The 14,410-nt window shown below is 66.6% G+C and carries 11 protein-coding genes and 6 pseudogenes; 12 read left to right on the forward strand and 5 right to left on the reverse strand.

Going from position 1 to position 14,410, the window contains the following annotated elements:
* Nucleotides 1-10: 10 nt before the first annotated feature.
* Nucleotides 11-254: pseudogene (locus ABZ725_RS29195) on the forward strand (hypothetical protein); the annotation flags it as partial.
* A 166-nt stretch (nucleotides 255-420) separates the two neighbouring features.
* Here the strand turns inward: ABZ725_RS29195 and ABZ725_RS29200 are convergent.
* Nucleotides 421-960 (reverse strand): YbhB/YbcL family Raf kinase inhibitor-like protein, encoded by a 540-nt coding sequence (locus ABZ725_RS29200; RefSeq protein ID WP_358805512.1) that lies wholly within the window; start codon nucleotides 958-960, stop codon nucleotides 421-423.
* Nucleotides 961-1,327: 367 nt separating this feature from the next.
* On the opposite strand from ABZ725_RS29200, the gene ABZ725_RS29205 reads away from it, so the two are divergent.
* From ABZ725_RS29205 to ABZ725_RS29225, 5 genes are all read left to right on the forward strand, one after another.
* Complete coding sequence (locus tag ABZ725_RS29205; protein WP_358805513.1) at nucleotides 1,328-2,209, forward strand: alpha/beta hydrolase; 882 nt, start codon at nucleotides 1,328-1,330, stop codon at nucleotides 2,207-2,209.
* Nucleotides 2,210-2,661: 452 nt separating this feature from the next.
* A complete protein-coding gene (locus ABZ725_RS29210) occupies nucleotides 2,662-3,690 on the forward strand; it encodes a methyltransferase (protein ID WP_358805514.1) in 1,029 nt (342 codons plus the stop codon).
* A gap of 624 nt (nucleotides 3,691-4,314) precedes the next feature.
* A complete protein-coding gene (locus tag ABZ725_RS29215; RefSeq protein ID WP_358805515.1) occupies nucleotides 4,315-4,803 on the forward strand; it encodes a hypothetical protein in 489 nt (162 codons plus the stop codon).
* Nucleotides 4,804-5,116: 313 nt separating this feature from the next.
* Nucleotides 5,117-5,575: a hypothetical protein gene (locus ABZ725_RS29220; protein ID WP_358805516.1), complete on the forward strand. Its 459-nt coding sequence runs from the start codon at nucleotides 5,117-5,119 to the stop codon at nucleotides 5,573-5,575.
* 127 nt (nucleotides 5,576-5,702) lie between these two features.
* The gene (locus ABZ725_RS29225; protein ID WP_358805517.1) at nucleotides 5,703-6,194 is read left to right on the forward strand and encodes a hypothetical protein; all 492 of its coding nucleotides are present in this window, start codon (nucleotides 5,703-5,705) and stop codon (nucleotides 6,192-6,194) included.
* Between the two features lie 42 nt (nucleotides 6,195-6,236).
* On the opposite strand, the pseudogene ABZ725_RS29230 reads toward ABZ725_RS29225, so the two are convergent.
* Nucleotides 6,237-7,046, reverse strand: a pseudogene (locus tag ABZ725_RS29230) (IS5 family transposase).
* 208 nt (nucleotides 7,047-7,254) lie between these two features.
* Between ABZ725_RS29230 and ABZ725_RS29235 the strand changes: the two are divergent.
* Nucleotides 7,255-8,025: a transposase gene (locus tag ABZ725_RS29235; protein ID WP_358805518.1), complete on the forward strand. Its 771-nt coding sequence runs from the start codon at nucleotides 7,255-7,257 to the stop codon at nucleotides 8,023-8,025.
* 93 nt (nucleotides 8,026-8,118) lie between these two features.
* Nucleotides 8,119-8,397: pseudogene (locus ABZ725_RS29240) on the forward strand (transposase); the annotation flags it as partial.
* 114 nt (nucleotides 8,398-8,511) lie between these two features.
* Here the strand turns inward: ABZ725_RS29240 and ABZ725_RS29245 are convergent.
* A complete protein-coding gene (locus ABZ725_RS29245) occupies nucleotides 8,512-8,859 on the reverse strand; it encodes a hypothetical protein (RefSeq protein ID WP_351913892.1) in 348 nt (115 codons plus the stop codon).
* Between the two features lie 137 nt (nucleotides 8,860-8,996).
* Here ABZ725_RS29245 and ABZ725_RS29250 point away from each other — a divergent pair.
* Nucleotides 8,997-10,373 (forward strand): annotated as a pseudogene (locus tag ABZ725_RS29250) (IS1380 family transposase).
* Between the two features lie 270 nt (nucleotides 10,374-10,643).
* The gene (locus tag ABZ725_RS29255; RefSeq protein ID WP_358805519.1) at nucleotides 10,644-10,790 is read left to right on the forward strand and encodes a hypothetical protein; all 147 of its coding nucleotides are present in this window, start codon (nucleotides 10,644-10,646) and stop codon (nucleotides 10,788-10,790) included.
* Nucleotides 10,791-10,907: 117 nt separating this feature from the next.
* Here ABZ725_RS29255 and ABZ725_RS29260 read toward each other — a convergent pair whose 3' ends face one another.
* Nucleotides 10,908-11,411, reverse strand: coding sequence for an N-acetyltransferase (locus tag ABZ725_RS29260; protein WP_358805520.1), 504 nt, complete (start codon nucleotides 11,409-11,411; stop codon nucleotides 10,908-10,910).
* A 363-nt stretch (nucleotides 11,412-11,774) separates the two neighbouring features.
* Here ABZ725_RS29260 and ABZ725_RS29265 point away from each other — a divergent pair.
* Nucleotides 11,775-12,155 (forward strand): annotated as a pseudogene (locus ABZ725_RS29265) (TIGR02678 family protein); the annotation flags it as partial.
* A 440-nt stretch (nucleotides 12,156-12,595) separates the two neighbouring features.
* Here ABZ725_RS29265 and ABZ725_RS29270 read toward each other — a convergent pair.
* Nucleotides 12,596-12,784: pseudogene (locus tag ABZ725_RS29270) on the reverse strand (IS5/IS1182 family transposase); the annotation flags it as partial.
* Nucleotides 12,785-13,463: 679 nt separating this feature from the next.
* Between ABZ725_RS29270 and ABZ725_RS29275 the strand changes: the two are divergent.
* Nucleotides 13,464-14,410: matrixin family metalloprotease (locus ABZ725_RS29275; protein WP_358805521.1), on the forward strand; the 947-nt coding region annotated here is incomplete at its 3' end.

A 14,410-nucleotide genomic window follows, 5' to 3' on the forward strand; every position in this document is an offset into this window, starting at 1 on the left:
CCACACCTAGACTGCTCAGCAGCCCCTCACCTACGACGCGTTTGTCGAACTCGCTGCCGCTGATCCGGCCGTAGTCGGCCAAGTCCTCAAGGCTCCCAAGCCGACGACGGCATGGTCACCCCGTAATCCGACCACGACCTGTATGTGGGGCTCGGCTGGACGCCGATGAGGCGTTCCGGGACTCCGGCGGATGGCTCGACGCCTACGCCAACTCCCTCTACCGCTCCGTCAAGAACCACCGGGACGGCCGGGCTCCCACGAACGGCTGCAGATCCTGCGCTTCGGCTGCTCGTAGGAGGCGATCGCCGACGCCGTCCGCCCAGCCACGACTATCCGCGACCGCCGAAACGCATGAGCACACGACGGCTCCGTCGCCAGCCTTCCCCGGCGGGGGCGAGGCGACCGGACGCTCCCCGGCGCTCAGGCGGGGATCTCGGCGGTGACGGTCAGGACCGCACGGCCGAGAATGTGGTTGGTCATGGTGAAGCCGAGGTAGGCTGGGGTGGCCTCGGCGGGCACGCCGATCTGCTCGACGTCAAGGGCGTGCACGACGATGACGTAGCGGTGTCGGCCGTGCCCGGCCGGCGGGGCGGCGCCGATGTAGCGGGCTGCGCGGGCGTCGTTGGGCAGTTGATAGGCGCCCTCGGGAAGGCCCGAGCCGGCCTCGTCACCGGCGCCCGCGGACAGTTGGACGACCCTGGCGGGAATGTCCGCCACCGCCCAGTGCCAGAAGCCGGAGCCGGTCGGGGCGTCCGGGTCGTACACCGTCACCGCGTAGCTCTTCGTACCTTCGGGGGCGCCGCTCCATGACAGTTGCGGGGAGATGTCCTTGCCGGCCGGGACGCCGAACAGGCCGGACATCTGCTCGGCGGGCCAGGCGTCCCCGTCGGACACCGTGGTGCTGGTGACGGTGAAGCGGGGCACCTCGGGGAGGCGAGCGAACGGGTCGTTGGTGCTCACGGTGAATCCTTCCAGTGGACAGGGCCCCCTCTCCAGGCGCCCATGGGGTCACCTTGCACTCCGGGGCGGGACGTGATCACGACCAACTTCCTCCCTGCTGATAGCCCCTTCCTTCCACCACAGGTCGGCGGCCTGCCCCGCGGGAACGGCGTGCGGCACGCGAGTGGAACCTAGATGACCGGTCGGCTAGCTTCGGTGGTGCGGCGCGGATCGGCTTCTGATCCAGTTCCTCAGGGAGGTGCTGCATGGGGGCCTACAGCCAGGGCGTCTTGCCGTCCAGGCGGAACTTCCGTGCCCGAACCCAGCTCAGTCCCTCCGGCCGTCCTCGCGGTCGGAGCCATGTTCCCGTCAAGCCCGGAGTGCAGCGATGAACGACAACAGTCAGCAGGACGGCATCCACCCCTTCCCGGCCGGTATGCAGTCGCGTGACATCGAAACCAACGGCGCCACGATCCATGTACGCGTCGGCGGACAGGGCCCCGCGGTCGTCATGCTGCACGGCTTCGGCACAACGGGCGACATGTGGGGTCATCTGGCGAACGCGCTCGTCGCAGACCACACGGTCATCGCGCCCGACCTGCGCGGGTTGGGCCTCTCGTCGAAGCCTGACGGCGGCTACGACAAGAAGAACCAGGCGGCGGACGTGTGGGGCGTCCTGGACGCCCTGGGCGTGCGTACGATCGAACTGGTGACGCATGACATCGGCATCATGGTGGGCTTCTCAGCTGTCGCCACCCACCCCGAGCGCGTGAGCCGATGGGTGGCGATCGATGCACCACTGCCCGGCATCGGACCCTGGGACCAGATCACACAGGACCCGACCATGTGGCACTTCGGCTTCGGTGGTCACGACATGGAGCGCCTGGTCGCCGGCCGCGAGCGCATCTACCTCGACCGCTTCTGGAACGAACTCTCCGTGGACCCGAAGCGGTTCGACGAAGCCAAGCGCCAGCACTACGCGGCGCTCTATGCACAACCCGGCGCCATGCGGGCGAGCTTCGCCCAGTTCCTGGCGTTCACCCAGGACGCGGCCGACAACAAGAAGTTCCTCGCGCAGGGCAAGCTTCAGATGCCGGTCCTGGCCTTCGGCGGCGAAGCCACGTTCGGCCCGGGGATCGGCGAGGTGCTGCGGTGTGTCGCCGATGACGTCGAAGATGCGATCATCCCGGATTGCGGGCACTGGATCACGGAAGAGCAGCCGCAGGCGACGACAGACCTGGTCGTCGACTTCCTGCGCCAGGCACATTGACAGACCGGCTCACCGCCGCCGCCCCTCCGCAGAAACCAGCACTGTCGACGTCACTGTGACCGCCGCCGGCACCGCCACTGCCTTCGGGGTGTTCGACACCTACGAGGACGAGCAGGAATGCCAGGCGCATCTGACGAGCCGATCGCCGCGGCACTCGACGAGGCCGCGCAGACGAAACTCAGCGTGGCGCCGGCGATCGCACCGGTCGACCTGCTGAGGACCAAGGTCCCCTGACGCACTGCCGCTGAAGCGGCGGCCACCCGCGGAAACATCCCGGTCGAACTCTTCGTGCTCTTCGTGCTCTTCGTGGAGTAGCAGCCTGCCCCCTCCATAACGCAACCACCACACCAACCCGCACTCGACTCGACGGCCATGGGGCCCGGTAGGGACCGGCTGTGCTGGGCCCCAAGCCCGCGACGGCATCATGCCGTCGCCTAGTGAAGGAGATTGACTTGACCAACGTACGACCGTCTGCGGCCGCTCATGACTATGAGCGCATGATGGGCATGGTGACGGGATTCTGGGTCACCCAGGCAGTTCGGGCTGCCGCGTTGTACAACTTCGCGGACCACCTCGCGGCGGGAACCGACACTGCGGAAGCGATCGCCGAGAAGGAGGCCACGGACGTCGACGCGACCCGCCGCCTGCTGCGTACGTGCGCTTCCCTGGGGCTGATGACCTCCGACGACGGACGTCACTTCACCGGCACATCCCTGCTGAGCACACTGCAGTACGACGACCCCCACTCGCTGCGACACTTCGCCATCTCCCAGTCCGCGCCGGGCCATTGGCTGCCGTGGGGCAGGTTCCCCGAAGCTGTCCGGTCGGGCCGGCACCAGGTCACCGCGGCCCATGGCGAAGCGAACATCTTCGACTACTTCGCCAAGCACCTCGACGAAGCGGCTTCGTTCACCGAGTCGATGAGCAACCTGTCACGCGCATCCGCCCTCGACATCGCTGCCGTGCTGGACACGAAGGGCGTCACTCTCGCCCTGGACATCGGCGGAGCCGGCGGAGACGTCATCCGGGCCATGATGCGGGCGAACCCCGAGCTCGAGGGCGGAGTCTTCGACCTGCCCCACATCGTCCCCGCCGCGGCCGAAGCCGCCAAGGCCGAGGGGCTCGACGGGCGTTTCACCACCGTCGGCGGAGACTTCTTCGCCTCGGTTCCGCCGGCGGACCTCTACGTCCTCAAGTACATCCTGCACGACTGGGACGACGCCAACTGCGTCCGCATCCTTGAAAACTGCCGGGCACAGCTCGTGAAGGGCGGGCGCATCGCCGTCGTCGATCACCTCGTCGGCGAGCCCGGCCAACCCGGACTCGCCCCCTTGATGGATATGAACATGCTCGACATGACAGGCGGCAGGGAACGCCAAATCGCCGAATTCGACGCCCTGTTCACCGCAGCCGGCCTGCACCGCGTCAACGTGACACCCGCCGGAGCCTTCGCCGTCATCGAAACGCAACCCACGCCGTGACTTCGTCGCATCACCGCGCAAGAAACTGGTAGCGCGCTTCTGTCTCCGATGACGTGATCAAGGGAATGGGACAGCCGGACGACCAAGAGGCCGTTACGTCCGGTTCGGCGCGAGGCCGCGCGGAGAAGGGCCTGCCTCGGCAGGCACCTCGCCGCGCGGCCGACTCGAGCGGATGGATCACCATGGATCGCCGCTTCGCCCGCGACGACGAGACGGGCCGAGCGGTACCGGCACCAACGACAGCACTGGCACCGCGGACACATCCCGGACCGGCCAGGCTGCCTCTCGTGCGGGCGGCTGCGGCGGACGTCTGCGCCTTCTACGCGCAGCGCACCCCCGTCCCGGCCGGGATGAAGACTCTGATGGTCCTCAGCGTCGACGGCAAAAGGATCGTGATGCGCCCCGGCGATCTGCGCGAAGCGACCGCAAGGCCGCCGAGCGAGCCCGGCGCACGTTCCGCACCCGCCTGTCCGCCGGGGAGAAGACCTGCCGCAAGAGGACGGCCAGCCTGGCGGTCGTCCACGACGCCGACCCGGCCCCGCGCCGTCCGCACGACATCATCGCCCCACCCGACGGCCGCGCCGGCCGACGCACCCCGCGCAAGGGCCCCAAGGCCCGGCAGAAGTGGCTCACCGCCTCGGTCCAAACGACACCGACCAGGTCATCGCCGCCGCGTTCGACCAGGCCGAAGCCCGTGACCCGCAGCACCACAGGTGCTGGGTGGTCCTGGTCGACGGCGCCGCCCACCAGCTGGAACTGATCCAGGCCGAGGCCGCCCGCCGGAACATCACGATCCATATCGTCCTCGACATCGTGCACGTGCTGGAGAAGTCATGGGCGGCCGCGCGGTGTTTCCACACCGCCACCGATCCCGCCGCCGAAGACCAGGTGGGCACCAAAGCCGCCCGGATCCTGGCCGGTGACGCCCCCTCGGCCGTCGCAGTCATTCGCACCGAGGCCGACCGCACGGGCCTGTCCCCAGAGCAGCAGGCCGCGGCGGACAAAGCCTGCCGCTACCTGGAGAACAATGCCGCCTTCGTCCACTACGACCAGGCCCTCTACTCCGGTTGGCCGATCGCGGCGGCATCGTCGAAGGAACGGCCCGCCACCTGATCGCCGACCGCCTCGACATCACCGGCAGCCGATGCAGCGTCTGCGGAGCCGGCCGTCCTCACCCTCCGCGCCGTCATCAGCAACGCGACTTCCCCGCCTACTGGACCTTCCACACCCAGAGGGAAAGCGAACGCATCTATCCCTCACCCGATAAGCACACACGACGAACTCCGGCCCTGACCGACGATCTCACCGCAGAAGAGCCGTACCTCTGCCCAACCAGCTGCCCAACCAGCTGCACAACACTGGAACTTGCAGCCACTTTGGTCAATCCCAGCGGGGCTCGTGGGAAAATAACGCCCATGGAGGGCCTATGAGTTACTCGATGTTCGTCTTCCGCGCCAACGCGGCGTACGCCCACGACATACAGCAGGACACCTTCATGGCGCTCGCCGCGATGTACGTCGAGGCCAGTCCGGTCTACCGGGAGGTCGCCTGGCTGCGGGACTGGCAGGCTTTCTGGATCGAGGCAGCGGGAAACCAGGGGAACGGCTGCAGTGATCTCGATCCTCAGAAGTATCTGACCGATGACGATCGCATTGGGCTGTTCCGGGAGTTCCTTAGCGACTACAGGTCCTGGGTGAGCGCCACCGCCGCATCCCTGAAGTTGATCACCGGGTACGACGCGGACAAGCTCGTCGACTTCACCGAGACGATGGAAGCCGTGGTCACCGGCGACAGAACCAACCCCAGAGTCATTCCGAGTCACGCCGTGCCTTTCGAGAACTGGATGAACGAACCCTTCGCGGGCCCTTCGCAGACTCTTACCTGACAGCCTGGCAGGACACTGATTTCCGCCGACGTTCACAACCCTGTAGGAGCTCAGAGCACGATCATGCGCGGGACTCTTCGCCATCCCGGTGGCTACACGCCGCGACGGGCCTGGCATCGTCGTGCAGATGAGCCACGTGAACAACGCTGAGAGTTCCTCCGGAGGCTTCTGGGTCTTTGGTCTGGAGGAGATCCCCGCCGCTGGCAGGGGCAGCGACGGCACAGTGCAACAGGTCGCCCCCGCCTTCGGTATGGCTCTGATCAGGGCCCCCAAGGACACGCCCCAGGCTTTGCGATGGGCGGCGGAGGAAGTCGTTGCCCAGTGCGGGCCCGACTGGGCAGTCTCGTCTGTCCTCCTGCAATGGCTCAGGATCGAGGCCGGCGACGAGCTACGACTGGGCGTGGAAAGCTGCCTCCTGGAGCGCGTCTCTGACGATCAAATTCGCCTTCACGCTAACTACGGTCAATGGGACGATCTGGTCGTCCCTGTCTCGGCTGTTCGGCGCATGTTGATCGACATGATGCACTTCCTCGTCACGGAGGCCCACCACCCGCTGCCTGCCTGGCGAATCAGGCGACTGGGCGAGCGGGACTGGAGTCGCAGGCGCAACGCTGAGTAGCTCGACATACGCAACCGCGGTCCATGCTTTCCATCGTGGTGATCACACAGTTGCCTTCTTGAGCCGTCGCCAGCAGATGAGGCTGCAGGCGAGGGAGATGAAGGCGTCGTGCAGTTCCGTGCGTCGTTCCCAGCGGACGGCCAGGCGTCTGAACTGGTGGAGCAGAGCGAAAGTCTGCTCCACGACGTAACGGAGCTTGCCCAGGCCCTTGATGTTCGGGGCGCCCTTGCGGGAGATCACCGGCAGGATCTGGCGCTTGCGCAGTTCCTCGCGGTTGGCCGTTGGAGTCGTATCCCTTGTCGCCGAGCAGCGAATCGGGCCGACGCCGGGGCCGGCCTGGGCGGCCCGCAACCGGCGGGATGCCGTCGACCAGGGCGAGGGTCCGGGTGACGTCATTGACGTTGGCCGCGGTAGCGATGACCTTGAGCGGGGTGCCGTGACCGTCGCAGATCAAGTGGTGTTTGCTGCCTGTCTTCCGCCGGTCGACCGGCGACGGACCGGTGTCGGCGCCCCCTTTTTCGCGCGGATGTGAGAACCGTCCACGCAGGCCCTGGACCAGTCGAGCTCGCCGGCCGCGTTCAGCTCCGCGAGCAGGACCCGGTGCAACTGATCGAAGACCCCTGCCTTCTGCCACCTGTTCAGGCGGCGCCAGCAGGTCTGCCCCGAGCCGAACCCCAATTCCAACGGCAGGAGTTGCCAGGCTATGTCGTTGTAGAGGACGTACAGGATGCCCTGTAGGCAGACCCGATCCGACACCGGCTTCGGCCCCGGCGACCCCTCCGGCCATGGAGGCAGCAGCGGCTCGATCAACGCCCACAACTCGTCATCTACGCTCCATGGCCTGACACTCACACGCTCTCAAACAGCCGAACCATCACACCGGTCACGCTCAACCGAGGCACCTTAACTAGATCGTGTTACGAGCTCTAACCTCGCGCTTTCACGAGGTGGGCTGTCCGATGCTTGATCAAAAAAAGCGAGGAGTGCCTCTGAGCTGGGACGATGGGACTTGTCTAAGGGTTGTCCCGTAACTGCTGGTCACGGGTGAGATGATCTTGATGTGGCTGGTGTGATCACGGCGTCGGAGCCGTCCTGGACAGCCCCGTTTACGGGGCTGAGTCCGCGTCAGTTCGGCAAGCTGATCACAGCGTTGCGGCGCGAGGGCGCGGACCCGGTGCGCAAGGGCCGGCCCTGGAGCCTGCCGCTGGAGGACCGGGTCCTGCTGGTCGCCGCGTACTGGCGGACCAATCTCACGCTGCGGCAGTTGGCGCCGTTGTTCGGGGTGTCCAAGTCCGCCGCCGACCGCATCATCGACCACCTCGGGCCACAGCTCGCCCTCCAGCAGCGCAAGCGGTTCCGCAAGGACACCGTCCTGATCGTGGACGGCACTCTGGTCCCCACCCGCGACCACACCATCGCCGAGCAGTCGAAGAACTACCGCTACTCCACCAACCACCAGGTCGTCATCGACGCCGACACCCGGCTTGTCGTCGCCGTCGGCCGCCCGCTGCCCGGCAATCGCAACGACTGCAAGGCGTGGGAACTGTCCGGCGCGAAAGCCACCGTCGGCAAGACCACGGCGATCGCGGACGGCGGCTACCGGGGCACCGGCCTCGCCATCCCGCACCGCCGCGAACCCGGCCAGACAAAACTCCCGGCCTGGAAAGAGGAACACAACACCTCCCACCGCAAGGTCCGCGCCCGCGTCGAGCACGCCTTCGCCCGCATGAAGACCTGGAAGATCCTCCGCGACTGCCGCCTGAAGGGCGACGGCGTCCACCACGCCATGCTCGGCATCGCCCGCCTGCACAACCTCACTCTCGCCGGGTGACGAAGAAACGAGCAGGTCATCCAGCACGTCGGAGATCATTTACGGGACAGCCCTTAGGGTCCTGTTCGTCGTCAGGGAAGCTGCACTCCTCAGGTGAAGAAGAGTATCGGGTCGTACCCGTGTGTCGGCGTTGAGGGCTGTGGCCGCGGGGTGGTTGCGCAGGCTGGGTCCGTGCTGTTGGTCGAGACCGTCCTCAAGTCCGGTCTGGATCAGGCGATATCGACGGTGTTGGCGCCGTGGCGCAAGGCCCGTGCGATGCATGATCCGGGCAAGACCCTGCTGGATATGGCGCTCGCGGACGCGCTGGGCGGGGACTGTCTGGCCGATGTCGCAATGCTTCGGGCCGAGCCGAGCGTGTTCGGCCCGGTAAGTCGGAGCCGGAGACTCGGTCTGGGCGCCAACCTGCCCACCCGCAGAAAACCCCAACCCGAACAAGCAGAAAAGGGTCCGTCAGCAAGCTGACGGACCCTCATTGCAAGATCGAGGCTAGAGCGACTTCAGGAAGTCGATCAGCTGTCCGAGCATCCTCTCGAACTCACGGGCACTCATCCGACAGTCCTCGAACTGCCCGTACATGTCCCCGAGTTCGATCTCGCCCGGCCCCACACGTCTGACCTGCGCGCTCGTGGTCGCCAGGGCGTAGTCGTCGCCGAGCTCCTCCGCCATCCTCCGCCATTCGCGCAGATAGCTCTCCACGGAGTCGGGAGAGTCGCCGAAGGGAATCAACACGGTCTCGACGGCGAGCCGCACGTTCTCCGGCACACCGGAGGGTGCGACGACGAAGACCATGCCATCCTCGTCCACCGTGAAGGACCACTCGTCGGTGTCCGTCATCATCGCCTTCTTAGCCTCGCGCCTTCACGGAGCGGGCCGTCCCGATAGGTGCTCAAGTAAGCAGAAAGTTTCTCTGACCAGCGAGAATGAGGATTGTCTAGGCCCTTGTTCCCGCGCCAGTCGGAGGAACTTCCCACGTGAGTAAGCGTATCGGGTCGTACCCGCGTGTCCGTGTCGCGGGCAATGGTCGCGGGGTGGTCGCGCAGGCCGGTGGGTTGCTGCTGGTGGAGACGGCCCGCCAGAGCGGACTGGATACGGCGATATCAGCGGCACTAGCCCCGTGGCGCAAGCCCAGGACGGTGCACGATCCGGGCAAGATCCTGCCGGATGTTGCGCTGACAGTCGCGCTGGGCGGCGACTGCCTGGCGGACGTGGCGATGCTGCCGGCCGAGCCCACCGCGTTCGGGCCCGTGGCGTCCGACCCGACCGTCTCACGCTTGATCGACACCCTCGCCGGTGCCGGGCCCCGGGCGCTTGCAGCCATCCGGCGCGCCCGGGCCGAAGTCCGCCAGCAGGTCTGGCGGTTGGCCGGGCACAACGCCCCGGACAAGTCAGGCGAGATGGTCGTGGACATCGACGGGGTACTGGTCCTGGCGCACTCCGACAAGCAGGACGCCACCGCGACCTGGAAGCAGACCTTCGGCCACCACCCGCTGTTCGCGTTCGTGGACCACGGCCACGAGGGCTCCGGGGAACCGGTCGCCGGCCTGCTGCGGCCCGGCAACGCGGGCAGCAACACCGCCGCCGACCACATCGAAGCCGCCCGCCTGGCCTTGGCTCAGCTGCCGAAGACCTACCGGTGCGGGCGCCGCACCCTGATCCGCACCGACTCCGGCGGCGGCACCCACGAGTTCCTCAACTGGCTCACCGCACGAGGACGATGGCTGTCCTACTCGGTCGGCATGGTCGTCACCGACGCCATTCACCAGGCCGTGCTGAAGCTGCCGGTCTCGGCCTGGACCCCGGCTGTTGAACCCGACGGCGAGATCCGCGACGGCGCCTGGGTCGCCGAACTCGCCGGAGACTGCCTCAAAGACCGGCCCAAGGGGATACGGCTGATCGTCCGCAAGAAACGGCCCCACCCCGGCGCCTAGTTGCGGATCACCGACGCGGACGGGATGCGGATCACCTGCTTCGCCACCAACACCGCCGACCGTCCGATCGCGGAGCTGGAGCTGCGGCACCGCCAGCGCGCCAGGGCAGAGGACCGCATCCGCGCCGCCCGCGACACCGGCCTACGCAACCTACCCCTCCACCAGACCGCGCAGAACCGGATCTGGCTGGAGATCGTTCAGATCGCACTCGACCTCCTGGCCTGGATGCCCATGCTCGCCCTGACCGGCCAGGCCCGGCGCTGGGAGCCCAAACGTCTGCGGCTACGACTGTTCTCCGCCGCCGCCCAGCTCGTGACGACCGGCCGCCGCCGCATCCTCCGCCTGGCAAGCCACTGGCCCTGGACCGACATGATCACCAGCGCTTTCGAACGACTGCGAGCCCTGCCGAACCCCGACTGACCAGCGTCAACGACCCGTCCCGACGAGCACCCACCACGCCGGAACCGTGGAACCCGGCGCCTACCCGGCGCGACAGCCGGGCCGTCAACCTGCCCACCCGCAGAAGTCTCCGCCCCGAACAAGCTGAAAGGGTCCGCCAGCAAGCTGACGGACCCTCATGCAAGATCGAGGCTAAGGGCGTAATGGCCTTCCAAAGGAGGACAAGGGCAAGGGGGGCTCTTGATAAAGGTCGTCGTGTTGAGCGGTTGTGTGCTCGGATACATCGGGCTCATGAGCATCGCCTGGTGGATCGACGGACGGGTGTACCGGAAGGCGGTCTCCGCGGCCTGGGACCGCGATGTGGCCACTGTGCCGGAGCCTGCCGACCTTGCCCCGGACACCGTCGTGAAGATGGGGCCCGCGGCCCATGCTCGGTGATTCGACACCAGCGAGCTGTTCAGGAGGCCCTCCTCGCATGCGCCGAGCACCCGACGACCACCCAATCGAGACGGCCGTTCGAGCACCAAGTCCCCAGAGCATTACGACAAAAGCTACTTACGCGTCGGGGTGCTCCGGCAGGGCGAGCCAGTCCGACCAGGAGATCTCGCGGCCGAGGAAGCGCGGCTGCTCGAATGGCCAGTCGGCGGCGATCCACTGCGGCACCAACTCGTCGAGGGCCTGCTCGACCTTGCTGCCCACCAGCTCGTCCACCACCCACCAGGAGATCTCACCGTCCGCGCCGGCCCTCTCCGGTGGATCGATGTAGACGCAGCCGAGCAGAGCTGTCTCCGCCGCGTCGAACAGCGCGTAGTTGAAAGACTGGTGTGCGGCGATCTCCTTCTCGTGCCGCAACAGGTCGGTCTGGTCGGCCTCGTAGGTCATGGTGGCCGCGGGCCAGCCCCAGGCTGGGCCGAAGATGGTCCACAGCCGCTCGCGCGAACCCATCACAGCCGGATAGTCGAGCGGGGTGTCCGCCTCCCGGATCGGCCGCAGGTGATGACCACTGCCCGGCAGCGGTACCAGGACGGGATGGACGAAGTCATCGGGGAGCCAGCTCATAGCGCCCGACCGTAGCAGCGCGCGGCCGTCCGCTCCCCTGGATTTTCCACGTATACCGCCAGGCCCTGCTCTCATGCCGGGCAGTGCCCGCGATCACCCGATCGAGACTCCCGTTCGATCGACAGACTCCATGATCGGTATGGCAACGGCTTCTGAGATCCAACAGGCCAAACGCAGTGACGGGTCAGCGCGCAGGAGCGCCTGCAGGACGGCGAGGCAGCTCTTTGTGCTGCGAAGTCGGCTGTCAGTGGACCTCGCCCGTGTCCCGCCGGTGATGCCAGGACGCCAGGGTACGGCTTGCGGCCAGCCGATCGAGGAGTTCTCCGGTCTGCCGGCATGAGTGTCCCGCGCAGGTGGGCGACGACGGCCACTGCCAGGGTTGCCGCCCTGCTCCTTCTGGAGCCGCTCTGCGCCGCTCCCGCCGGAATGCTGCCCGCACAGCTTGCTGAGGCCGGAGCAGGTCTGCTGCGCCGTTTCCCGCGCTGGGCCAAGGCGTATCAGTCCGAGGACGGCGCGGTCCGGCTTTCCGGCGACGACGCCGTGCGCGTCCTGCGCTATGTCGGCCTTGTCCGCAGGGCCGGGAGGCGTGTCGTCGCCCGCCCGGCCGCGTACCGCTATCGCATGGCGGAGGCGGCGAGTCCGGATCCGGATGGCGAGCCCGGACCGGAGTGGGACGCGGGCCCGCGCGAGACGGCAGCCGCCATGGTTTCCGGTGGTGTTGAGGAAGAAGGGGATCAGCAGTGAGCGTGACAGAGCTTCCCGTCCCGCGGCGGCCGGAGCCCGCCGAGCGCTCGGAACGCAGCATGCACTGGAACCTGCTCGGCGAAGGCATCTCCGGCAAGACCCGCGTCGGGTATGTGTGGATGGAGTTCCGCCGCGTCGGCGACGACGGAGCCGAGCGGTGGTTCGCCTGCGGTGCGCACCTGCAGCCGAGCGTGCACGCCAGCGGGATACACGTCGAGTACTTCACCGCCGGCCCAGGAGATCACCCACCCCGCCGGCGTGCTCCTCGTCAAAGAGGCGGGACAGCCGCTGACTCGCGCAGCGCTTGCCGAGGCCCTGCGCGACCGCGGAGACGTCCATGCCTCGGTCACCGACTACCGCACGGCCGTACGACGTGAACTGTTCGCCGGCTCACCCACAAGCACACCGGCCTCAAGGACCTGTTCTTTACTCCCGGGCGGTCAGGCATCGCGCCAGTTTGGTGTGGCTTCGCTGGTGAGGCGGCGGGTCATGAGGTCAATCATGGCGAGCTGGATCATGGCTTCGGAGCGGTGGGGGTGGGTCTCGTAGTCGCGGGCGAGGCGACGGTGATGCATGAGCCATCCAGTGCTGCGCTCGATGGTCCAGCGTCTGTGGACGATCGTGAATCCTTCGGTGCCCCGGCGGGCGTTGGACGGGCTGGACGTAGATAGTCGGGCACCCATGCCCGGCTTGACTCGACTCGGCGCGGAACTCTGGTTGCAGCCCAGATCGCTCGGTAGCAGACTGGGGAGTGGGAATTTCCGAAAGCTACCCATACGCACGTGGAGACCGGAACCTCCGTGCGGGAATGGATTGCCCGCTTTCCGCCTCGATCGCTTCGCCGCTTGCCCGCTCATGTCGCATTATCAAGGGGTCCAGGCATCATGGCGACTATTCGCGATTCCAGTGGTATCTCGTTCGAGGTGCCCTCACCTGTTCATACGGAAGCCGAGAGCACAGGGATTGATTCGGCAGTCACAGCATGGACTGCGAATGGATACCAAATAACGATCGACAGGGGTCCGTTCGCCGATCCGCTTACCCAGTACGGCTCCCGGCCGGGGCACGCTGCTGCCGATGAATCGGTGAACGGCAGGAATGTCCGAGTCGTGGAATTTACAGACGATGACGGTACCAGGGTCGTGGGTGCACACTTCCCGCGTCGACCTGATGACACCGGTGCGGATGGCATCTCCGTTCCCATGACAGTGATTGTCAGATTGGACCCCGGAACTCCGAAAGACGTGGCTCTGAAAATCATAGGGAGCATCCGATTCCCGACCTCGATCAGAAAAAAGGGAGAATGACATGGCACAGGCAGCCTTCATCGCCTTTCCCGAGGTTGCAAAACTGCCCACCGTCGAGGTCGGCGAAAGGGCGGACGGGTTGGAAGCAGTCCAGGGATATCTTTCCCGCTTCGGCTATCTGCCCGACGGTCGCACGACAAACGCGGTCGACGCGACCACGTCTCGCGCACTGAAGAAGTATCAGGAATTCAACGGGATCCCCGCCACGGGAGCGTTCGACGAACACACGCGTACGTTGATGACGCAGTCCAGGTGCGGCATGGCCGACCTGCGCGACGGCGTGGAGTTCGCGACCACATGCGGTTGGACGCGCCGTGTCCTCACCTTCGCCTTCGACACCGGTACTGACGACGTCGCAGGAAGCCAGGAGTTCGACGCTGTCCGCAACGCCTTCAGATCGTGGGCGAGCGTTGCCGGGTTCACCTTCAATGAGGTCGCGCCGAATCAGAACCCTGACATCCTGATCGGATGGCGGCCGGCGAACGACCCCGATCACAGCATGGTCGGCGGAATCCTCGCGCACGCCGACTTCCCGCCTGGCTGCGGAGTCGTCACAAATGGCAGTCTGCCGAAGCCCCTTCACTTCGACGACACCGAGCACATGTGGAGTATTGGGGCCGCAGCCGGAGCCTTCGATGTGGAGACGGTCGCTCTGCACGAACTCGGCCATATCCTGGGCCTGGGGCACTCAAGTGTGGCCGGCGCGGTCATGGCGCCGTCGGTCGGGTCGAACTCGACCAAGACAACCCTGACTCAGGACGACATCGACGGTGTCCGCAACCTGTATGCCCCAAGCGCTTGGTCGGGGTGGGAGTCTCTCGGCGGGGTGATCACCAGTAACATCGCGACTTCTGTGAATGCCGATGGGCGGATGGAGTTCTTCGCTCGCGGGACGGATGGCGCGGTGTGGCATCAGTGGCAGACGGCTCCGAGCAATGGCTGGTCGGG

Source organism: Streptomyces sp. NPDC006872, from assembly GCF_040635845.1.
GTDB lineage: Bacteria > Actinomycetota > Actinomycetes > Streptomycetales > Streptomycetaceae > Streptomyces.